A 20290-nucleotide genomic window follows, 5' to 3' on the forward strand; every position below is an offset into this window, starting at 1 on the left:
TGTAAATTTGGAGCAAAAATGACAAAACAAGAGTACGAAAAAGCGGTAGATACGCTAAATGTGTGGGCTAAGGCCTACTACGACGAGGACGAGCCACTTGCAAGCGACGAGGAGTATGACGCGCTATATCATGCGGTTTTAGCCTTCGAGCAGGCAAATCCTAGTGAAATTTCGCTATTTTCACCGACTAAGCGAGTGGGCGGAGGCGTAAAAGAGGGCTTTAGCAAGGCAAGCCACATAAAGCGCATGTGGAGCATGGAGGATATCTTTAACCTTGGCGAGCTTGATGCGTGGCTAAAGCGCGGCGATAAAGAGAATTTGACCTTTGTTGCTGAGCCAAAATTTGACGGAGCGAGCCTAAATTTACTCTACGAAAATGGCGTTTTGGTTAGGGCGATAACCAGAGGCGACGGCGTTACTGGCGAGGACGTGACGCAAAATGCAAGGACCATTAGCTCGGTGCCAAAGAGCATTAGCTACAAAGGGCTCATTGAAATCAGGGGCGAGGTCGTCATAAGAAAAGATGACTTTGAGCTATTAAACGCAGAGCGCGCAAAAGAGGGCGAGGCGCCGCTTTCAAACCCTAGAAACGCAGCTGCAGGAAGCCTTAGGCAGCTTGATAGCGCAGTCACTGCTAAAAGGAAGCTACTTTTCATACCTTGGGGCGTGGGCGAGCAGAGCCTTAGGCTAAAAGATCACAGCGAAGTGATGAAATTTGTGCGTGATCTTGGCTTCGAAAGAGATGATTTTTTCAAAATTTTAAAAAAAGATGAACTTGAGACTGCCTATAACGAGCTCTTGGCAAATCGCGAGGCAAAAAGTGTGATGATGGATGGCATGGTGATACGTGTAAATGACCTTGCGCGCTGTGAGCAGCTAGGATATACGGTCAAATTTCCAAAATTTATGGTGGCGTTTAAATTTCCAGCCATTGAAAAGGTGACTAGGCTAAGAGATGTCGCACTTCAAGTTGGCAGAAGCGGCGTAGTAACGCCTGTTGGCGTGCTTGATGAGGTAAATATAGACGGAGCCAATGTAAAATCCGCCACCCTTCATAACTTTGACGAGATCGAGCGCCTTGGCGTCATGAAAAACGACTACATCGGCATTATCCGCTCAGGAGATGTGATACCAAAGATCACAAAAGTTTTTAAAGATAGGCGAGATGGCAGTGAGCAAGCGATTGATAGGCCTCAATTTTGCCCAGTTTGCGGCTCGCACCTGCTTGATGAAGGGGTCTTTGTAAAGTGTCAAAATTTAAGCTGCAGGGCAAGAGTGGTGGGCTCGATAATCCACTACGCATCGAAAAAGTGCCTAAATATCGACGGCCTTGGCGATGCGATCGTAAATTTGCTATTTGACAAGGGGCTAATTGCCTGCATAAAAGACATCTACAGCCTTAAATTTGATGATCTCATGGCGCTTGAGGGCTTTAAAGAGAAAAAGGTAAATAACCTTTTAAATGCGATCGAAGCTAGCAAAGGTGCGGAGCTATCGCGCTTTATCACGGGCCTTGGCTGCGAGCACATCGGCGAGGTGGCGGCTAAAAAGCTTGCAAGCAGTTTTGGACTTGGCTGGCTTGATGCTAGCTTTGAGAAGCTTGTCTCACTTGAGGGTTTTGGCGCGGAGATGGCAAATAGTTTAACCGACTTTGCCGAGGTAAATAGGGACGAAATTTTAGCACTAAGCCAGATCGTGCAGCCAAGCGTGACGCAGGTGCAGAGCATCTCAAATGCGCTAAGTGGCAAAACGGTCGTGATAACTGGCACGCTAAGTCGCCCAAGAGATGAGATAAAAGCCGAGCTTGAGAGCTTTGGCGCAAAGGTTTCTGGCTCAGTTTCTAAAAAAACGGACTTCGTCTTAGCTGGCGAGGAGGCTGGCAGCAAGCTTGATAAAGCAAATGAGCTAGGTGTCCTGGTGATCGATGAGAGCGAATATGAGAGGCTAAAACTTGAGGTTTGATAACTACGTCGCAAGCGTTTTAAACATAAGCAGAAATAAGGCGAGCGAGCTAATAAAATCTGGCAAGGTGCTAACAAACGGGCAGATTTGCACTAAGGTTTCAAGCGAGGTTAGCGAGGCTAAAATTTCGCTACTTGATGAAATTTATGTTGGACGAGGCGCGCTTAAGCTAAAGAGCTTTTTGGAGGCGATGAAATTTGACCTAGCTGGCAAAAACGCACTTGATATCGGCAGCTCAACTGGCGGCTTTATGCAAATTTTGCTTGAGCGTGGTGTAAAGGGCGTGACTGGCGTCGATGTGGGCACTGATCAGCTGGACGCCAGCCTAAGGAGCGATGAGCGGGTGAAAATTTATGAGAAAACTGACGTCAGGGAGTTTGCAAAAGAGAATTTAAATAAATTTGATCTCATAACCTGCGACGTGAGCTTTATCTCTTTGGCTGAAATTTTACCAGCCATTTGCGAGCTAGCAAGCGAAAATTCGCTCATCATAACGCTTTTTAAACCGCAGTTTGAAGTGGGCGTTGGTGTAAAACGCAACAAAAAAGGCGTTGTCACCGACGCTAAGGCTGTAAATTTAGCGATGAAGCGCTTTGAAGTGCTAGCAAGCAGCTTGAAATTTGAACTGATAGCTTGCAAAGAGTGCGAGGTCAAGGGAAAGGAAGGAAATGCCGAATTTTTCTACGCTTTTAACAAAAGATAACATCACTGCCGTTGCGATCGGGCACTTTGACGGCGTGCACAGGGGGCACAAGCAGCTTCTAAAACAGCTTGGCGAGTTTGGCGGACTTGTCGTCATCGACAAAAACAAAGCCAACATAACGCCAAAACTAAAGCGAGCCGAGTACTCAAACTATCCTTGCTTCTTGTATGATTTTGAGAGTATAAAAGGGCTTAGCGGCGAGGAATTTATCGCACTTTTAAAGAGGGATTTTAAAAATTTAAAAAAGATCGTTGTTGGATTTGATTTTAGATTTGGCAGAAACAGAGCGTGGGACAAGCACGATTTGAAAAGGATTTTTGATGGCGAGGTGGTCGTCGTTGATGAGGTTTGTTATGACGGCATGGGCGTGCATAGCTCCTCCATCAGAGAGCTGATACGCCAAGGCAACATCGATGAGGCAAATAGGCTAATAGGCAGGGAGTACTCGATCGAGGGCAACGTGATAAAAGGGCAGGGCATCGGCGCAAAAGAGCTGGTTGCCACGCTAAATTTAGATATAAAAAGCTATCTTTTGCCGCGCGAGGGCGTCTATGCGACAAGAACGAGGATGGGCTCATACACCTATGGCTCGGTCACTTTTATAGGCAACAGGCTTAGCACGGATGGAAATTTTAGCGTCGAGACGCACATCTTAGACGAGGTCGCGCCAAAGGTGACAAAGCACGTTGCCGTTTGCTTCATAAAACGTTTGCGCGATAATAAGAAATTTAATAATCTTAGCGAGCTAAAAGAGCAGATAAAACGCGATATAAACGAGGCTAGGCAGTGCGTGGGCGTGTGCGATCTCTTTTTTGGAGAGACGATGAAATACTTTGACGGATATGGAGCTGGTATATGAGAGATGAAATTTTTAAAGAGCCTATAAGCAAGCAGTTTGAATTTGATGACTTTGTGGCGAGCGTTTTTGACGATATGATCTCGCGCTCGGTGCCATTTTACGACGTGAGCTCAAATTTAAATGCAAAGTTGCTGGCTAAAATTTTGCCAAAATCAGCAAAAGTGTGCGACCTTGGCTGCTCGACGGCAAATAGCCTGCTTTTGCTAAACAACCTTAGAAACGACCTCGTGCTAAGTGGCGTGGATAACTCTGAGGCGATGCTAGCAAATGCTAAAAACAAGGCAAAAGCGTATGGGGCTGATATTGAATTTATTTTGGGTGACATCTTAGAGTGCGAGCTAGAGGGCTTTGATGCTGTTTTGGCAAACTATACCTTGCAGTTTATAAGACCGCCAAAAAGGGCTGATCTGGTGCAAAAAATTTATAACGGACTAAATGAAAATGGCGTCTTTTTGTTTAGTGAAAAGATCATCTTTGAAGATAAAAAGCTCACTAAAAGCGTCATAGAAATTTACGAGGACTACAAGCAGGCGCAAGGCTACTCACGCTACGAGATCGCTCAAAAAAGAGAGGCGCTTGAAAATGTGCTAGTGCCATACACTGAAGAAGAAAATAGGAGCTTAGCCCTAAATGCTGGTTTTAAGCGTGTCGAGAGCACGTTTAAATGGGGAAATTTCATGAGCTTTTTGGCGTTTAAGTAAATTTAAAATATCTGCTTTTGTATTTAAATATAAAATTTAATCACAAACAGTGAATTTAAAATTTAGATTTTGCTTTGCAATGTCAGCATTTTTGAATAATGAAATTTAATAGTAAAGAAATTTAGCGGGAGTTACCCGCTAAATTTACTCATTTATCGCTACATTTCCGTGGTGGTGGAAGTCATCGTAGATGATCTTTGAAGTTTGGAATTTCTCGCGTTTTAGCTCGCGAACTCGTAAAAATTCCTCTTCATCGATCTTTTTGATCTGGATAGCTGCTTTAAATGTCGGAGTCTTACTGATGTAGTCCCAACCGCTGCTTGTTAGCTCGTTGCAAGAGCTCTCCCAGTAGTGGAAAGTCATCTGGATGATGCCATCAGGCACGATGTCAGTCACTTCAGCTTTTACGACGATGTAGCCGTATCTACTCCAAGCTTTGATAAAGTCGCCTTGTTTTAGCCCATATCTTTCTGCAAGCGCTGGGCTCATCTCAGCGATAGGTCCGATGCTATCTCCGCCCTCTTCGATAGCACGTGAGCGTCTTGTCATGGTGCCAACTGTGTATTGATAAACTTTTCTTGTAGTTAAAAGCTGTATCGGATACTCAGCGTCAGTCTTCTCATCGACTGAACCAGCCATGATAGGATACTCAGGTGACATATTCATCTTCTTGGCAAACTCAAGTTTTGCGCTCTCGATCTCATCAGCCTTATCCACAAATAGGCATGGCACAAAGCGACCTTTGCCATCAGGGGTAAAGAATTTCTTATCAAGATAGAGGCTTTGACCGCCCATATCATCTTCAGTTGGGCATGGCCAGTGAAGTCCGTGATATTTTTTAAGTCTATAGTAGCTCATGCCGCCGTAGCGTCTAGGGTCGCATTTTCTAACTTCTTCCCAAATCTCTTCTGGTGAGTTAAAGTTAAAGCCCTCTGTTGCGCCCAAACGACGTGCGATCTCGCAAACGATCCACCAGTCTTGTCTAGCATCGCCTGGAGGTGTGATGACAGCTTCGTTGTGCTGGACACGGCGCTCTGCGTTTGTGTAAAGACCCTCTTTTTCGCTACTTGCAACGCCAGGGAGTACCACGTCAGCTTTTAGTGAAGTCTCAGTTAAAAATAGATCTTGAACCACGTAAAAATCGACATTTGCGATGCCTTTTAAGAAGTGGTTTGTATTTGGCTCAGAGATGACTGGGTTTTCACCGATAGTCCAGAAGAAATGCACTCTGCCATCAAGGATCGCATCAGGTACTTCAGTTTTATGGATACCTATCTTTGAGTTTAAAAATCCAGGTTCTAGGTGCCACATTTTCTCAAACCAAGCTCTTTGCTCTGGGTCAGTTACTGAGCCAAGATTTGGGAAGATATTTGGTAAAACGCCCATGTCGCAGCAGCCTTGAACGTTCTCTTGACCTCTAAGTGGTAAGTCGCCTGTGCCAAGCTCGCAGATATTGCCAGTGATCAAGAATAAATTTGATACGTCGCAAACTCCGCCAACGCCGTGGTTGAAGTGAGTTACGCCCATGCCGTGAGTGATGACGGCTGGTTTTGTGGTGGCATACATTCTAGCAGCTGCTCTGATATCCTCTGGATTTAGCCTTGTGTATTTAGCTACAACCTCTGGAGCATAGTCTTTTACAGCTTCTTTTACATACTCGATGCCTATTGTGTGGTCTCTTACAAATTCCTCATTTACAAGGCCTTCTTCGATGATAGTATAAAGAAGTGCGTTGATAACAGGGATGTTGTGCTCAGGCTCTAGCTGCAAGTGGATGTCTGCTCTACTTGCAAACTCAGTCTTTATAGGGTCGATAACGATCAGTTTTGCACCGCGGTTTAGCGCTCTTTGGATGTGCATAGCTGCGATTGGGTGGCCATTTTCTGGGTTTGAGCCTATCATTAATATACAGTTACTATAAGTGCCAATCTCTGTAAAGCTATTTGTGGCAGCTCCGTTTCCGATTGTTTTAGCAAGTCCTGCTACTGTCGGAGCGTGTCAAATTCTAGCGCAGTGATCGACGTTATTTGTGCCTATGACTGCACGCATTAGCTTTTGAGCGACGTAGTTGTCCTCTAATGTACAGCGTGCTGAGAAGTTTCCTGCTAGTGAGTCAGGGCCGTATTTCTCTTTTGCCTCTTTCATCTTTTCTACGACAAGATCAAGCGCCTCGTCCCAGCTAGCCTCTTCAAATTCACCATCCTTTGAAAAGACTCCATTTTTCTTTCTAATAAGCGGCTTTGTAAGTCTGTCTGGACTTGCAACGTAGTCCCAGCCATAAAAGCCCTTTAAACATAAATTTCCTTGATTGACTGGATTGTCTTCGACGCCAGTAGCGGCACGAACGACGTTGTTTTCCACGTGCAAGGTTACTTGACAGCCTGTCCCGCAATAAGGACAGATGACTTTGCCTTCTTTCATCACTTTCTCCTTCTAATTATGCATTTTCTGCATATTTAATTTGAGTAATATTACTAGTGCAAAACTTAATCTTTTATGAAAAATTCTTTATTTAAAAAATAAATTTTAATTTTAAGTTATATTTTATATAAAATTTAAAAAGCCGAATATATAGGAATTTAAAAAATATGCTAAATTTGCATGAATTTCTAAAATTTATCAAATAAGAAATAAATTGTGTAAATTTGACACAGAAGCTGAAAGATGAAAAATTAAATTTAAATTTAGTTTGTGGCAAGATATTTAAACTATAAAAATAAAGAGAAATTTTGAAAGTAAAAGTGAAATTTAAAAGGAGAGCAGGTCGCTCTCCGTGGGATTATTTATCTCTTAAGCCAAGCTCAGAGATTAGTTTTGAATATGTAGTGTAGTCTTTGTTTTTAAGATACTTTAAAAGTCTTTTTCTTTGACCAACTAGTTTCAAAAGACCTAAACGTGATGAAAAGTCTTTTTTGAAAATTTTAAGGTGTTCTGTAAGTTCAGTTATTCTAGCTGATAAAAGAGCTATTTGAACTTCTGGAGAGCCTGTATCTCCCTCTTTTCTAGCGAATTTCGCAACTATTTGAGCTTTTTTAGCCGAATCCAAAGCCATGATGACCTCCTGATTGGTGAATTTTGGAAGAGCGATTATAGCATTTAAAACATAAAGTTAGATAAAATTACGCTTTTTAAAAATTAATGAAAAATGCAGTAAAAATTTAATAAAATTAGGGCTATTTAAAGAGTTAAGGAAGATAAATGCTTTTTACAAAGGCAAGCGAATACGCTCTACTTTCGCTTATTTTAATATCTCAAAAATCATCGCCAGTTGATGTTGATACGATCTCAAATGAGCTTAAAATTTCAAAAAGTTTTCTGGCAAAAATTTTACAAAATTTAGCAAAAGATGGAGTTTTAAAGTCATTTAAAGGAGCAAATGGCGGTTTTGCACTAAACGGCGAACCTGAAAATTTAAGTATAAAAAAGATAATCGAATGCGCCGAAAAGCGCGAACTAAGCGTCTTTGAGTGCTCATCTTCAGCGCTTGGTTGCCCATCAAATAAAGCCTCAAGCTGTCAAATTTGGTCGATGTTTAGTGGCCTTCAAGGCAAGATCGACGAGATGCTTGACGCGATAAAACTAAGTGACATCGTTAAGAAGTAAAGTTGGCAAAGCAAAAAAATAATATCTTGACTCTTGTCGCACCGTTTCTTGCGCCGATTGTCAAATTTAAAAGCCTTAGCATCGTTGGCATCATCGTTGCCATCCTTGCTATCATCATCGTGCCGCTTCCAAGCGCGGTGCTTGACTTTTTCTTGGCACTTTCGATCTCGATTTCAGTGCTTATTATTTTGATCTCGATCTACGTGCCAAAGCCGACTGACCTTAGCACGTTTCCAACACTCATTCTCATCATCACGCTTTTTCGCCTCTCACTAAACATCGCAACTACGCGTATGATCTTAAGTGAGGGTCACAACGGCCCAGAAGCGGTCAGTGAGATCATCTCAAGCTTTGGAAATTTCGTCGTTGGCGGCAACTTCGTCATCGGCACCATCGTCTTTTGTATCTTGGTACTAATAAATTTCATGGTCGTAACAAAGGGTTCAACCCGCGTGAGTGAGGTGCAAGCTCGTTTTACACTTGATGCGATGCCTGGTAAGCAAATGGCGATAGATGCGGACCTAAACGCAGGCTTGATCGATGAAAAAACGGCGCGTGAAAGACGTCAAGCCATTATCGGAGAGGCAAATTTTTATGGCGCGATGGATGGTTCGTCTAAATTTATAAAAGGTGACGCCGTCGCTGGTATCATCATCACCATCATCAACATCATCGGCGGCTTTGCTATCGGCTCGTTTCAACACGGCCTTGATATGGCGACATCGGCTCAGTACTACACGATCCTAACTATCGGTGATGGCCTAGTTAGCCAGATACCTGGACTTATCACTTCAACAGCGACCGCCATCATCATCACAAGGGCTAGCAAAGACGACGAGGACTTTGCAGAGGGCACGCTAAATCAGCTCTTAGGCGATTATAAAACCTTGCTGATAGTAGGCTTCATACTATTTATGTTTGCTCTTGTGCCAGGACTTCCAACCCTATCTCTTGGCTTTATAGCACTACTATTTTTGGGGCTTGGCTACATCATCAAGCAGACAAAAGACGGCGGGCTAAATTTAAGCCTTGCACCAAAAGAGAAAACTGCTTCTAAAAAGGCTGGCGGCGCTGCGCCAAGTGGGGCAGGGGCAGCAGCTGCGAGTGGTGGGGCTGCTAAGGCACCGAAAAAGAGCGACGAAGAGATCGCAAGAGAAGAAGAGACAAAGATAAATGATATCTTAAAGCTTGAAATTTTAGAGCTTGACCTAGGATATGGCCTACTAAAGCTAGCTGATGTGGATCTAATAGAAAGAATTCGCGCTATGAGGCGAAACATCGCTTCAAGCCTTGGCTTTTTGATGCCAAAGATAAGGATACGCGACAACCTCCAGTTACCGCCAAACGAGTACCGCTTTAAGCTAAAAGGCATCGTGATCGGTCAGGGCGAAATTTACGCGGATAAATTTCTAGCGATGGATAGCGGACTAGTGAGCGAAGATATAGAAGGAATTCCGACAAAAGAGCCAGCTTTTGGGCTAGATGCTCTTTGGATCGATGCTAGCGTCAAAGAGGACGCCATACTTAGCGGCTACACGATAGTTGATCCTGCAAGCGTCATCTCAACGCACATGAGCGAGCTTATAAAGCAAAACGCAGCCGAGCTTTTAACTCGTCAAGAGACGCAAAATTTACTAGACAAACTAAAGATCGACTACCCAGTCGTGGTCGAGGATACGCTAAGGATCGCACCTATAAATTTGATCCAAAAGGTCTTAAAAACGCTGCTTAAAGACAATATCCCGATCAAAGACCTGCTTAGCATACTTGAAGCCATCAGCGACATCGCCGAGGTTAGTAAAAATTTAGATATGATCATCGAGCACGTACGTGCAGCGCTTTCACGCGTCATCACCTCGCTTTATGTAGATGAAAAGGGACAGCTAAATTTTTATATCCTAGACACCGCCGCACAGCAAAAGCTCATGGACGCGGTGCAGTATAAAGACGGCGCCTATCATCTGATGATAAACGTGGCGCAGACATCCTCTATCGTGCAAGCACTTAGGCGTGAAAAAGAGAAGCGACCGATGAGCCAGCACGGAGAAATGGTGCTTTGCGTGGAGCCAAGCTTGCGCAAATTTATAGCAAATATCTGCGCAAATTTCGCCATCGATATAGTGGTGCTAAGCTTTGCTGAGATCTCGGCAAATACGCCATTTGAAACGGTTGGCGTCATAGAAATAGAAAATTTATAAAGGAAAAAGATGAAAATTTATCACCTCTCGCACACCGATCTTGACGGATACGGAGCGCAATACATAACAAATTTTTACTTCAAAGATGTGAAATTTCTAAACTCAAACTACGGCAGAGAGATAGATGATAAATTTGCTCAAATTCTATCTGAGATAGATGCATCAAACGATGATAAAAACGTCATTTTGATCACCGATCTAAATTTAAGCCTAGCTCAGTGTGAGAGCTTTGAGGAGATGATAGATGGTAAAAATATAAAGCTATTTTTGCTAGATCATCACCAAAGCGGTGCTGAGTGTGCGAGCGTTTACTCATGGTATTTTTTAGATAGCTCAAGGTGTGCTACAAAGATCACTTACGATTTTTTTGCGGGCATTTTTGGCAAAAACAAAGAGCTTGAAATTTTTAGTGACGTCGTAAATGCCGTGGATATCTGGCTAAAAGATGATAAAAATTTCGAGATGGGTAAGGTCTGCTTGGGGCTTGTGGCAAATGCTAAAGAGATAAATAAGGTGATGTTTGAAGCTGAAAATAACCTTTATATGGATCATATCTTAAAAGAAGCGAGCAAATTTTTTAACGAGAAAAACGACTATATCGGCCTTGATATGCAGGTGCATGCCATTAAAAAGTCATTTTTTAAAGAGGATAAAGACGATACGCTAAGCAACTTGATCTCAAACTACGTCGTAAAAAAACTTAGTGAAAATAAAGAGAAATTTAGCATAAGCTATAAAGATCATAAAGGAATTTTAACCTACAATGTCGGCAATGTTTCGGTTATCGGCAATGACTTTTTAGTGGCAAATCCTGAATTTGACTTCTTTATCGACGTGACAAATAAAAAAACGCTAAGCTTTCGCGCAAATGGCAAGCTTGATGTTAGCGCCATGGCAAAACACCTAGTTGGCGGCGGCGGACATGTCAATGCAAGCGGCGGGCTATTTGCAAATTTCAAAGATGGCTTTAGCTATGAGCCGATCAAGGCGCAGATAGTTGATCTGATAACTAAAAAAACACAGGAGGAGATATGAAAGAAGAAGAGGTAAGCGTAGAGGAGCTTAGCTACGAGCTTAGCATGGTGCTTGAAGCGATGTTTTACTATGCTGGCGTGAAAAAAGACAAGCTTGAAGAGGCGGCAAATCTCTATGTCGAGTGCATCGACGATGCGCTAGAAAACTCTGACGCTAGCGGTAGCGACGAGGTCATAGAGATAGTTGAATATATGAAAAAACACCATCCAAAGTTATTTAAATAAGGAGAAAATATGAAGAAAATTTTAGTTTTAGCGGCGGCACTTTTTGCGCTAAATGCTATGGCAAATGAAAATTTAGACAAGGCAAATGAGCTTTATGCAAAGAAAAATTTTAATGAGGCCTATCTTGCTTTTAACAAAGCTTGCGGCGAGGGCGAGAAGAAAGCTTGCACGATGAATGCGATCATGCTATTTAACGGCGATGGCGTGGCAAAAGATAGAGCACAGGCTGAGAAAATTTTTACAAAAATGTGCGACGAAAATGAGGGCATGGCGTGCGAAAAGCTAGGCGAAATGACAGCTTATGGCCTTATAAAAGACAAAGATGATAATGAAGCAAAAAGCGAAGAGAAGGCAAAAGCTTTGTTTAAAAAAGCTTGTGACAACGGCTACAAACCAGCTTGTGACTTTGTAACAAAATAGATCAAAAAGGGCTTAAAATGGGCTACAAACATAAAGATTTGATAGGAACTAGAGAGCTTAGCAAGGAAGAAATTTTATATTTTCTAGAGGCGGTGAAAGAGTTTAAGGAGCTAAATTTAAGCCAAGTTAAAAAAAATGACTACCTTCGTGGAAAGACCACGATCAACGCATTTTATGAAAACTCGACAAGAACTAGAACATCCTTTGAGATCGCAGCAAAGAGGCTTGGAGCTGATACGATAAATTTCAGCTCATCAAGCTCTAGTGTGACAAAGGGCGAGAGCCTAAATGACACGATGAATAACATGGCTGCTATGAGAACTGACATCATCGTGCTTCGTCACCCAAGCTCTGGAGCGGCAAAATTTGCAGCTGATAGAACAGAGGCTAGCGTCGTAAATGCAGGGGATGGCACAAATGAGCACCCAAGCCAAGCTCTGCTTGATCTTTTCACACTAAGAGAGCATGGCAAAATTTTAGATAAAAACCTAAACGTGGCGATCATCGGTGACATCGCTAGAAGCCGCGTGGCAAGGTCTGACATCTGGGCGATGAAGAAATTTGGCATAAATTTAAAGCTTTTTGCACCAAGGATGATGATGCCAAAAGACGCTGAGGTCTTTGAGTCTCAAATTTGCAAAAATATGGAGGAGGCTTGCGAGGGCAGCGACGTCATCATCATGCTTCGCATCCAGCTAGAGCGTGGCGGTGCGGATGTGGCATTTCCAAGCTCGAGAGAGTACTCGAAATTTTTTGGACTAAATAAAAATAGGATAAAGCTAGCAAAGCCTGACGCGATCGTGCTGCACCCAGGACCGATAAATAGGGGCGTGGAGCTAAACTCAGACGTGGCTGATGGCACGCACTCAGTCATACTAAATCAAGTTGAAAACGGCGTTGCTATAAGAATGGCGATACTAAATACGCTTGCAAAAAATAGGGGCTAACGATGAAAATAGCAATAATTAACGGCACTATCGTAAATAGCGACGAGAAATTTAAGGCAAATATCCTAATAGAAAACGGCAAAATAGCCAAAATCGGAAGTGAGAAATTTGAGGCAGATAAGGTCATCGATGCTACAAATAAGCTAGTCATGCCAGGACTTATCGACATGCATGTGCATTTTCGCGATCCTGGTCAAGAGTATAAAGACGACATCATCTCAGGCTCGCAAGCGGCCGTAGCTGGAGGAGTGACAACCTGCCTTTGCATGGCGAACACAAATCCAGTAAATGACAACGCTTCAATCACAAGGGCGATGATAGAAAAGGCCAAAAACTGCGGACTGATCGATCTTTTACCAATCGCAGCCATCAGCAAAGGGCTTGGGGGCAACGAGATCGTCGAGATGGGCGATCTTATAGAGGCTGGCGCAGTTGCATTTAGCGACGATGGCTTGCCAGTTACAAGCTCAAGCGTGATGAGAGCAGCACTTGAGTACTCAAGTATGTTTGGCAGCTTTTGCATAAGTCACTCAGAGGACTGCTCGCTTTGCAGGCAGGGCGTCATGCACGAGGGCAAGGTCTCGGCCATACTTGGGCTTCGTGGCATGGCGAGAGAGAAAGAGGAGATCGCAGTGAGCCGTGATATGCTACTTGCAAAGCTCACTAAAGCGCACATCCACATCGCTCACGTAAGCTCGGAGTACTCGCTTAAGATCATTGAAATGGGCAAAAAAGAGGGCATAAACATCACTTGCGAGGCCACACCTCACCATTTTAGCTTTAGCGACGATGAAATTTTGAAAAATGCCTACGATACAAATTTCAAAATGTCACCGCCACTTCGTGAGATAAGCGACGTAAAAGCGGTAAGAGATGCGCTAAAAAGCGGACTTATAGACGTTATCGCGACCGATCATGCACCACACCACACAGACGAAAAGATAGTGGAATTTGACAAGGCGCCATTTGGTATCATTGGACTTCAAACTCTTGTGCCACTCACTCTTAAGCTTGTAAATGAAGGCGTTATAAGCTTAGAGCGCATGGTGGAGCTAACATCTACAAATGCGGCTAAGATGCTAAATTTAAAAGATAAAGGCAGGCTTGCTGAGGGCATGCTAGCTGACATCGCTGTGATAGACCCTGAGATCGAGTATGTTTATGATGAGAAGATAAACCGATCAAAATCGGTAAATTCTCCACTCTTTGGCAAAAAGCTAAAAGGCGCAGCGACTACTACTATAAAAAGTGGCAAGATCGTTTATGAGTTTGGAAAATAGTCTAAATTTGCTCGCGTTTGCGGGCGAATTTGCTTTAGATGCTTTGAGATATAAAATTTGCTAGAAATTTCTAGCAAATTTTACTTTTTTATGAGTTATATTTTTTAACGATACCGCGAACGACTTTTTCTATAAAAAGCGCAGAAGCTACTTCGCAGTGCTCTCTTGTAGAGTGAGGTGAGTAGATGTTTGGTCCAATAGAACATGCACTAAGACCTGCCTTTTTCTCTAAAAGCACTCCACACTCAAGTCCAGCATGCACAGCTGTTATCCTTGCATTTGGCTTATAAATTTTAAGCTCTTCTAAGATGTCGTTTGCAAATTTATCGTTTATTGGTTTCCAAGCTGGGTTTCTGTCTTTTGAAATGACGCTAAAACCAACCGCTTTTGCAAGCTCTGAAATTTCAAATTCCATCCTATTTAGCCCATCTTTGCTCATTGATCTTGCGAAAAATTCCCAAAATTTATAGATAAGAAATGTAAAAAGAATACGCAATAAAGAAGAGGAGAAGATAGGGTGGTGACATTGAATTTGACAAATTTGCGTTTGGCTACTGGAGCCACCATTTATAGATATTTTGGTAGCTAAGATAGATGCTCGTTAAGATAAGCGGAGCAAAACCCTATATAAATAGGTAGAATGAAATTTATTTGATAGCCTTTTTGGCTATAAAGTTTATAAAATATCCAAATTTCAAGCCAAAAATACTAAATTTTGGCTCTTTTTTCTCTTGCTTTTTTGATCTTATTTTTAACTACATGAAATTTTGAAGCTGCAGCCGAGCATAGATCCTTGTAGGTAGCTAAAATTTTTGGCTCTTTTTTAGTGCAAATAACTGCAAAAACGCTCTCAAGGTCGATTCTCTCTTTTTGTGTTAAATTTTCCATCTATTTTCCTAGCAATTTTCTCATCTTATTGACAACAAATAATATTTCATCATCGTCAAGCTCACATAGCAGTTTGCAAACAGCAGCAGCAGCTTGTGGCTTTGAGTTTCCAAGTCTCCAGTCCTGATATGTCCTCATAGGCACGCCAAGATCCTCTGCCATTTTTGCTTGTGAAATTTTCTTACCGATATTTTTTGCCTCAATTGCATTGTGAAGCAAATTAAATATATCACTTGTTTCAATCATTGAAGAATTATACGTTATTTATCATTAAATATACCTAAAATATTATATAAATAATGTAAAATAGTATATAAATATCAATATTAAGTATTAAATATACTAAAAACTATTTATAATATACGTTAAAACGTATAAAAATCTTTTAAATTCTTGAATAAAATTAGAAATTTTGGGTTTTATGTTGAAGTTAAATTTTTTATTTTGCTTTAAATTTTATTTGTTTTTACGCAAAGCTTATAATATAGGCATTAGAAAAGTTTAGTTATATAGGCTAAATATATATAAATAAATTTTTTTAACTTATATACTTGACATTGATAAACTAAAGTTGTATAATCCGCTTAGCAATTAAAAAGAAAGAGTGCTAAAAGTGAGTAAAACAAATAAACGCGATTTGATACTAAATTCTATCATTGAAGCCTATTTGCAGGACAATGCGCCTATTGGCTCAAACGAGCTTGGCTCTCGCATGAGCGTGGCGATACCGGCATCTACGATACGTGTTTATTTTAAAAAGCTTTCAGATGAGGGCGAGATCACAAAGCTTCACATCAGTGGCGGCAGGATCCCAACTATCGCTGCGATGAGAAGATATTGGAGTGAAATTTTTACTGAGAGCGACATAAATTTAGAGATAAATGACCCAAGAAGCTTAAAGATGCTCTGTGATGAGTTTGAGCTTTATTGCATGATTTTTGGCACGATCGATAAGGAGTTGCTGGAAATTTTAAATTTAAATGATAGATATTTGATTTTAAATTTTAGTGGCGATGAGATCGTCATCAAATTTGACGCTAGGATGTATAAATTTTTAAACAACCTTATCGGAGTTAGTTTAGACAAGCTTGAGCTTATCTGTTCTCAAGTTGGCTTAAGCGAACTAAAAAACAAGATAAGAGAGCTTAAAAGGACTAAAATTTACTTCCAAGAAAACGAAATTTTAGCCTTTGATATGTTTAAGGATAGACGCTTTAAGATGGTTTTTGACCCAAGTTTTAGCTTGCAGATGGATGAAAAACTTACATTTTCTCCTATGTTTGACGAAAATTACATGGGGCTTAAATTTAAAGCAAACTACCTTGGTAGTGAGGCGCAGATGATCTGTGCTGGCAGTGTTTATACTGATTATGTGAAATTTATAAATCTAATAAAGGAGGCCGCGTGAGCGAAGAGGTAAAAGAGCAAAATCTACCTGAGGTTGAGCCTATGCAAGAGGTAGCTAGCGATAGCGTAAATTTAGATGCACTTGGCGATATCTCAAAAGTGGAGAAGCTCGAAAAAGAGCTTGGCGAGATCACTGATAAATATTACAGAGCAAATGCTGAGTTTGAAAATATCAAAAAGCGTTATGAAAAAGAGAAAGCAGACGTTGCAAGCTATGCAAATGAGAAATTTGCAAGGGACTTGTTACCAGTCATTGATGCGCTCGAGATCGCTGCAAATTTTGATCCAGAAGATGATGAATTTGCTAAAAAGATCAAAGAGGGCATCTTGATAACGATAAATCAGTTTAAGAAATGTTTTGAAAAGCATGGCGTGAGCGAGATCGCAACTGATGCCGAGTTTGATCCAAATGTGCATAATGCCGTTTTAAGGGTCGATAGCGAGGAGAAGCAAAGCGGTCAGATCGTGCAAGCTTTACAAAAAGGCTATATGATAAATGGTAGGGTTTTGCGCCCAGCTATGGTCAGTGTGGCAAACTAAATTTAAAAAATAAATCTAATAAAGGAAAAATATGTCAAAAGTTATAGGTATAGACTTAGGTACAACAAACTCTTGTGTGAGCGTTTTTGAGCGTGGCGAGAGCAAGGTTATCCCAAACAAAGAGGGCAAAAACACAACTCCATCTGTTGTTGCTTTTACAGACAAAGGTGAAATTCTAGTAGGTGACGTCGCAAAACGTCAAGCAGTTACAAACCCTGAAAAAACGATATATTCTATCAAACGTATCATGGGTTTGATGAGCAATGAAAAAAATGCTGAAGAGGCAAAGGCTCGCTTGCCATATCACGTTGTAGATAGAAATGGCGCTTGCGCGGTTGAGATCGCTGGTAAGGTCTATACTCCGCAAGAAATTTCAGCAAAAATTCTTATCAAGCTAAAAGAAGACGCTGAAGCATATCTTGGTGAAAAGGTAACAGACGCGGTTATCACTGTGCCTGCATACTTTAACGATAGCCAAAGAAAGGCTACAAAAGAGGCTGGAACTATCGCAGGGCTAAACGTACTTCGTATCATCAACGAGCCAACAGCTGCGGCGCTTGCTTATGGTCTTGATAAAAAAGAGGCTGAGAAAATTTTAGTTTATGACCTAGGTGGTGGTACATTTGACGTTACAGTGCTTGAAACTGGCGATAATATCGTTGAAGTTTTGGCAACTGGCGGTAACGCATTCTTAGGTGGTGATGACTTTGATAACAAGATCATCGACTGGCTAGTAAGTGAGTTTAAAAACGAAACTGGTATCGATCTAAAAGGCGATATCATGGCACTTCAACGCTTGAAAGAAGCAGCTGAAAATGCTAAAAAAGAGCTAAGCTCAGCTCAAGAGACTGAGATAAATTTACCATTTATCACAGCTGATGCGACTGGCCCAAAACACCTTGTCAAAAAGCTAACTCGTGCTAAATTTGAAGGCATGATCGACTCACTTGTGGGTGAGACTATCACTAAGATAAATGAAGTCATCAAAGATGCAGGTCTAAGCAAGAGCGACATCAAAGAGGTCGTAATGGTCGGTGGTTCAACTCGTGTGCCACTTGTTCAAGAAGAGGTTAAAAAGGCATTTGGCAAAGAGCTAAATAAGAGCGTAAATCCAGATGAAGTCGTGGCTATCGGTGCTGCGATCCAAGGTGCGGTTATAAAAGGCGACGTTAAAGATGTGCTACTTCTTGACGTTACTCCACTTAGCCTTGGTATCGAGACACTTGGCGGCGTGATGACAAAGATCATCGAAAAAGGCACAACTATACCAACTAAGAAAAGTCAAGTCTTCTCAACTGCTGAAGATAACCAAAGTGCCGTTACTATCATGGTTTTACAAGGTGAGCGTGAGTTTGCAAGGGATAACAAATCACTTGGTAACTTCAACTTAGAGGGCATCCCAGCAGCTCCAAGAGGCGTGCCTCAAATCGAAGTTGAATTTGACATCGACGCAAACGGAATTTTAACCGTTTCAGCAAAAGATAAAGCGACTGGCAAAGCCCAAAATATCACTATCTCAGGATCAAGCGGTCTTAGCGAAGATGAGATAAATAGCATGGTAAAAGATGCTGAGCTTCACAAAGAAGAGGATAAAAAGCGCAAAGACGCAGTCGAAGCTAGAAACCAAGCAGATGCTCTTGTTCATCAAACTGAAAAGAGCATGAGCGAGCTTGGCGAGAAAGTCCCAGCTGAGGATAGAAGCAACATCGAAGCTGCGCTAAATGATCTAAAAGAGGTTCTAAAAGATGAAAACTCTTCAAAAGAGCAAATCGATGCAAAGGTAGAAGCTCTAAGCAAAGCTAGCCACAAACTAGCAGAAGCTATGTATAAAAAAGATGAAAACGCTGGTGCAAACGGCGGAAATAACAAAAAAGACGACGACGTCATAGACGCTGAAGTCGAGTAAAACTTCTAGAGCAGGGCAACCAGCCTTGCTCTTTAAATTTAACTTATAAATTTAAACTTCTAAACACTTCTTAACACACTTACAACATCATCTTATAAGACAAAAAATATAAATTTCTAAAATGTAAAAATTTGCCGCACTCAAAAATCAAGACCTTTTAACGATCTCCACCCATCTATCAAGCTCTTGTTGCTCGGCTTTTAGCGTGCTACTTTCGCCGTGTCCTGGGTAAAGTGCGAAGTCGCCCTTTAGATTTTTACATTTTTTTAAGCTTTCTAGCATCTCATCTTTATCTGAATATGGAAAGTCCCAGCGTCCGATGCTACCTTTAAATAAAAAATCTCCACTAAACATCGCATCTTCTATCTCTATCATCGAGCAGCCTGGAGTGTGCCCTGGAAAATGGTGAAATTTAAAAGAAAAGTCATCCACTACAAAGCTCTCATCGCCTTGAGCCAAAACATCTGACACAAAGGTGTTTTTCATATAGCCAAAAATGTCACTCTCGCACATAAAAGCGTCAAATTTATTGATATAAACTGGGATTTTTAGCTCATTTTTTAGCTCGCTCACGTCGTAAATATGGTCAAAATGCCCATGAGTGCAAAGTATTGCCTTTAAATTTTGTGCATTTTGCAAAACCCACCCTTTTGCCCCATCGCCTGGATCTATCACCAAACTTGAGCCATTTTTGGTAACGATGTAGCAATTTGTCCCAAAATCGCCAAAACTTTTATGCATTACTCTCATTTCTTACCTTAAATTTATCATTTCTTAAATATTTACATCTTTTTACTTAAACTTAAAGAAAAATTTTAAATTTAATTAGTATAATTTTTGCAAAAGGAAGCAAATTTAGGCAAAGGGACAATGAAGGGGTATCAAAAAATAGAAGAAACCTTGGTTTTTAGCTTAAAAGATAAAACTAAAGGTAAAAATCTACTATTAGGCGTAAGTGGCGGTATTGATTCTGCTGTAGTTGCGACACTTTGTGCGAGAGCAAAGCCAGATGAAACTCATGCACTCATTATGCCAACAGCATCATCAAACAAAGAAAATATGGACGACGCCTTAAATTTATGTGAAAAACTAAACATAAAATATAAGGTTTTATCCATTGAGAGCATTTTAAATGCCTTTTACGAAACGATAGATGTAAATTTAAGCAATTTAAGAAAAGGGAATTTAGCAGCTAGAGTTAGAATGAGCTTGCTTTATGATTATTCATCTAGTATAAACGCTCTAGTCATCGGCACAAGCAACAAAAGTGAGCTTATGCTTGGCTATGGCACGATATTTGGGGATTTGGCATGCGCGATAAATCCTATCGGAGAGCTTTATAAGAGTGAAATTTTTGAATTTGCAAAACATCTTGGTGTTGATGAAAATTTTATCAAAAAAGCACCTTCGGCCGATCTTTGGGATGGGCAAAGTGACGAGGGCGACATAGGTTACAGCTATGCTGTCATTGATGAAATTTTACAAAATTTAGAAAATAACAAGGAGCAAGCCATCAAAAAGTTTGGATTAAAAGCGGTCTTGGATATAGAAAATAGAGTTGTGTCAAACAGGTTTAAACGACAAATGCCGTTGATAGTGAAAATTTAAAAGGATTTG

At 41.2% G+C, this 20290-nt stretch carries 21 protein-coding genes; 15 read left to right on the top strand and 6 right to left on the bottom strand.

Annotation, left to right across the window (positions count from 1 at the left end; genetic code table 11):
* The first annotated feature begins 18 nt into the window (after positions 1–18).
* The 4 genes from ligA to cmoA are packed head-to-tail and all read left to right on the top strand — an operon-like array spanning position 19 to position 4225.
* Positions 19–1962, top strand: a complete 1944-nt coding sequence (gene ligA / locus G6W43_RS00320) for an NAD-dependent DNA ligase LigA (protein ID WP_194168879.1) — start codon at positions 19–21, stop codon at positions 1960–1962.
* Positions 1952–2665 carry a 23S rRNA (cytidine-2'-O)-methyltransferase TlyA gene (gene tlyA, locus G6W43_RS00325; protein ID WP_194168880.1) on the top strand — a complete coding sequence of 238 codons (714 nt, stop codon included), beginning with the start codon at positions 1952–1954 and terminating at the stop codon, positions 2663–2665. The genes ligA and tlyA overlap by 11 nt, the downstream gene beginning before the upstream one ends.
* Entirely contained in the window at positions 2631–3524 is an 894-nt protein-coding gene (locus tag G6W43_RS00330; RefSeq protein WP_194168881.1) for a bifunctional riboflavin kinase/FAD synthetase, read from the top strand. The genes tlyA and G6W43_RS00330 overlap by 35 nt, the downstream gene beginning before the upstream one ends.
* Complete coding sequence (gene cmoA / locus G6W43_RS00335; protein WP_103580882.1) at positions 3521–4225, top strand: carboxy-S-adenosyl-L-methionine synthase CmoA; 705 nt, start codon at positions 3521–3523, stop codon at positions 4223–4225. Before G6W43_RS00330 ends, cmoA begins: the two co-directional genes overlap by 4 nt.
* Before the next feature lie 144 nt (positions 4226–4369).
* Here cmoA and fdhF read toward each other — a convergent pair whose 3' ends face one another.
* Positions 4370–6646, bottom strand: a complete 2277-nt coding sequence (gene fdhF / locus G6W43_RS00340) for a formate dehydrogenase subunit alpha (RefSeq protein WP_194168882.1) — start codon at positions 6644–6646, stop codon at positions 4370–4372.
* Positions 6647–7004: 358 nt separating this feature from the next.
* Positions 7005–7277 (bottom strand): 30S ribosomal protein S15, encoded by a 273-nt coding sequence (rpsO, locus tag G6W43_RS00345; RefSeq protein WP_103617640.1) that lies wholly within the window; start codon positions 7275–7277, stop codon positions 7005–7007.
* Between the two features lie 146 nt (positions 7278–7423).
* Between rpsO and G6W43_RS00350 the strand changes: the two genes are divergently transcribed.
* Genes G6W43_RS00350 through G6W43_RS00380 form a run of 7 tightly spaced genes read left to right on the top strand, consistent with a single transcriptional unit; the run spans position 7424 to position 13932 of the window.
* Complete coding sequence (locus G6W43_RS00350) at positions 7424–7828, top strand: Rrf2 family transcriptional regulator (RefSeq protein ID WP_004317794.1); 405 nt, start codon at positions 7424–7426, stop codon at positions 7826–7828.
* A 2-nt stretch (positions 7829–7830) separates the two neighbouring features.
* Positions 7831–10026, top strand: coding sequence for a flagellar biosynthesis protein FlhA (flhA, locus tag G6W43_RS00355; RefSeq protein ID WP_103596779.1), 2196 nt, complete (start codon positions 7831–7833; stop codon positions 10024–10026).
* Positions 10027–10035: 9 nt separating this feature from the next.
* Positions 10036–11061 carry a DHH family phosphoesterase gene (locus tag G6W43_RS00360; RefSeq protein WP_194168883.1) on the top strand — a complete coding sequence of 342 codons (1026 nt, stop codon included), beginning with the start codon at positions 10036–10038 and terminating at the stop codon, positions 11059–11061.
* Complete coding sequence (locus G6W43_RS00365; RefSeq protein ID WP_002942640.1) at positions 11058–11285, top strand: hypothetical protein; 228 nt, start codon at positions 11058–11060, stop codon at positions 11283–11285. Before G6W43_RS00360 ends, G6W43_RS00365 begins: the two co-directional genes overlap by 4 nt.
* A 9-nt stretch (positions 11286–11294) precedes the next feature.
* On the top strand, positions 11295–11705 hold the full coding sequence (locus G6W43_RS00370) for a tetratricopeptide repeat protein (protein WP_021085857.1): 411 nt from the start codon (positions 11295–11297) through the stop codon (positions 11703–11705).
* 17 nt (positions 11706–11722) lie between these two features.
* A complete protein-coding gene (locus G6W43_RS00375; RefSeq protein ID WP_194168884.1) occupies positions 11723–12652 on the top strand; it encodes an aspartate carbamoyltransferase catalytic subunit in 930 nt (309 codons plus the stop codon).
* A 2-nt stretch (positions 12653–12654) separates the two neighbouring features.
* Positions 12655–13932 (top strand): dihydroorotase, encoded by a 1278-nt coding sequence (locus G6W43_RS00380; protein ID WP_148802847.1) that lies wholly within the window; start codon positions 12655–12657, stop codon positions 13930–13932.
* Between the two features lie 88 nt (positions 13933–14020).
* Here the strand turns inward: G6W43_RS00380 and G6W43_RS00385 are convergent, their stop codons facing one another.
* From G6W43_RS00385 to G6W43_RS00395, 3 genes are all read right to left on the bottom strand, one after another.
* Positions 14021–14371, bottom strand: a complete 351-nt coding sequence (locus G6W43_RS00385; protein ID WP_230855690.1) for a hypothetical protein — start codon at positions 14369–14371, stop codon at positions 14021–14023.
* A gap of 269 nt (positions 14372–14640) precedes the next feature.
* Positions 14641–14820 (bottom strand): hypothetical protein, encoded by a 180-nt coding sequence (locus G6W43_RS00390; protein WP_107945893.1) that lies wholly within the window; start codon positions 14818–14820, stop codon positions 14641–14643.
* Positions 14821–15066: a DNA-binding protein gene (locus G6W43_RS00395; RefSeq protein WP_103641782.1), complete on the bottom strand. Its 246-nt coding sequence runs from the start codon at positions 15064–15066 to the stop codon at positions 14821–14823.
* 367 nt (positions 15067–15433) lie between these two features.
* On the opposite strand from G6W43_RS00395, the gene G6W43_RS00400 reads away from it, so the two are divergent.
* From G6W43_RS00400 to dnaK, 3 genes are read left to right on the top strand one after another with little or no spacing between them, the layout of a single operon-like run.
* Positions 15434–16228, top strand: a complete 795-nt coding sequence (locus G6W43_RS00400) for an HrcA family transcriptional regulator (RefSeq protein ID WP_087581009.1) — start codon at positions 15434–15436, stop codon at positions 16226–16228.
* On the top strand, positions 16225–16767 hold the full coding sequence (gene grpE / locus G6W43_RS00405) for a nucleotide exchange factor GrpE (RefSeq protein ID WP_103645282.1): 543 nt from the start codon (positions 16225–16227) through the stop codon (positions 16765–16767). Before G6W43_RS00400 ends, grpE begins: the two co-directional genes overlap by 4 nt.
* A gap of 31 nt (positions 16768–16798) precedes the next feature.
* Positions 16799–18673 carry a molecular chaperone DnaK gene (gene dnaK / locus G6W43_RS00410; protein WP_002942660.1) on the top strand — a complete coding sequence of 625 codons (1875 nt, stop codon included), beginning with the start codon at positions 16799–16801 and terminating at the stop codon, positions 18671–18673.
* A gap of 147 nt (positions 18674–18820) precedes the next feature.
* Here dnaK and G6W43_RS00415 read toward each other — a convergent pair whose 3' ends face one another.
* Positions 18821–19423, bottom strand: a complete 603-nt coding sequence (locus tag G6W43_RS00415) for an MBL fold metallo-hydrolase (protein ID WP_194168885.1) — start codon at positions 19421–19423, stop codon at positions 18821–18823.
* 120 nt (positions 19424–19543) lie between these two features.
* On the opposite strand from G6W43_RS00415, the gene G6W43_RS00420 reads away from it, so the two are divergent.
* Positions 19544–20281 carry an NAD+ synthase gene (locus tag G6W43_RS00420; protein ID WP_194168886.1) on the top strand — a complete coding sequence of 246 codons (738 nt, stop codon included), beginning with the start codon at positions 19544–19546 and terminating at the stop codon, positions 20279–20281.
* Positions 20282–20290 lie beyond the last annotated feature (9 nt).

Origin of the sequence: Campylobacter concisus, from assembly GCF_015229965.1 — a bacterium.
In the GTDB taxonomy this organism is placed as follows: Bacteria; Campylobacterota; Campylobacteria; order Campylobacterales; family Campylobacteraceae; genus Campylobacter_A; species Campylobacter_A concisus_BD.

What these genes read in the sequence shown, in the direction of transcription:
- G6W43_RS00385 (WP_230855690.1), bottom strand. Translation starts at nt 14,371, where the DNA reads ATGAGCAAAGATGGGCTAAATAGGATGGAATTTGAAATTTCAGAGCTT.
- G6W43_RS00350 (WP_004317794.1), top strand. Translation starts at nt 7,424, where the DNA reads ATGCTTTTTACAAAGGCAAGCGAATACGCTCTACTTTCGCTTATTTTA.
- G6W43_RS00370 (WP_021085857.1), top strand. Translation starts at nt 11,295, where the DNA reads ATGAAGAAAATTTTAGTTTTAGCGGCGGCACTTTTTGCGCTAAATGCT.
- G6W43_RS00365 (WP_002942640.1), top strand. Translation starts at nt 11,058, where the DNA reads ATGAAAGAAGAAGAGGTAAGCGTAGAGGAGCTTAGCTACGAGCTTAGC.
- cmoA (WP_103580882.1), top strand. Translation starts at nt 3,521, where the DNA reads ATGAGAGATGAAATTTTTAAAGAGCCTATAAGCAAGCAGTTTGAATTT.
- G6W43_RS00395 (WP_103641782.1), bottom strand. Translation starts at nt 15,066, where the DNA reads ATGATTGAAACAAGTGATATATTTAATTTGCTTCACAATGCAATTGAG.
- ligA (WP_194168879.1), top strand. Translation starts at nt 19, where the DNA reads ATGACAAAACAAGAGTACGAAAAAGCGGTAGATACGCTAAATGTGTGG.
- G6W43_RS00330 (WP_194168881.1), top strand. Translation starts at nt 2,631, where the DNA reads ATGCCGAATTTTTCTACGCTTTTAACAAAAGATAACATCACTGCCGTT.
- dnaK (WP_002942660.1), top strand. Translation starts at nt 16,799, where the DNA reads ATGTCAAAAGTTATAGGTATAGACTTAGGTACAACAAACTCTTGTGTG.
- G6W43_RS00360 (WP_194168883.1), top strand. Translation starts at nt 10,036, where the DNA reads ATGAAAATTTATCACCTCTCGCACACCGATCTTGACGGATACGGAGCG.
- G6W43_RS00420 (WP_194168886.1), top strand. Translation starts at nt 19,544, where the DNA reads ATGAAGGGGTATCAAAAAATAGAAGAAACCTTGGTTTTTAGCTTAAAA.
- rpsO (WP_103617640.1), bottom strand. Translation starts at nt 7,277, where the DNA reads ATGGCTTTGGATTCGGCTAAAAAAGCTCAAATAGTTGCGAAATTCGCT.
- G6W43_RS00415 (WP_194168885.1), bottom strand. Translation starts at nt 19,423, where the DNA reads ATGAGAGTAATGCATAAAAGTTTTGGCGATTTTGGGACAAATTGCTAC.
- G6W43_RS00390 (WP_107945893.1), bottom strand. Translation starts at nt 14,820, where the DNA reads ATGGAAAATTTAACACAAAAAGAGAGAATCGACCTTGAGAGCGTTTTT.
- G6W43_RS00375 (WP_194168884.1), top strand. Translation starts at nt 11,723, where the DNA reads ATGGGCTACAAACATAAAGATTTGATAGGAACTAGAGAGCTTAGCAAG.
- G6W43_RS00380 (WP_148802847.1), top strand. Translation starts at nt 12,655, where the DNA reads ATGAAAATAGCAATAATTAACGGCACTATCGTAAATAGCGACGAGAAA.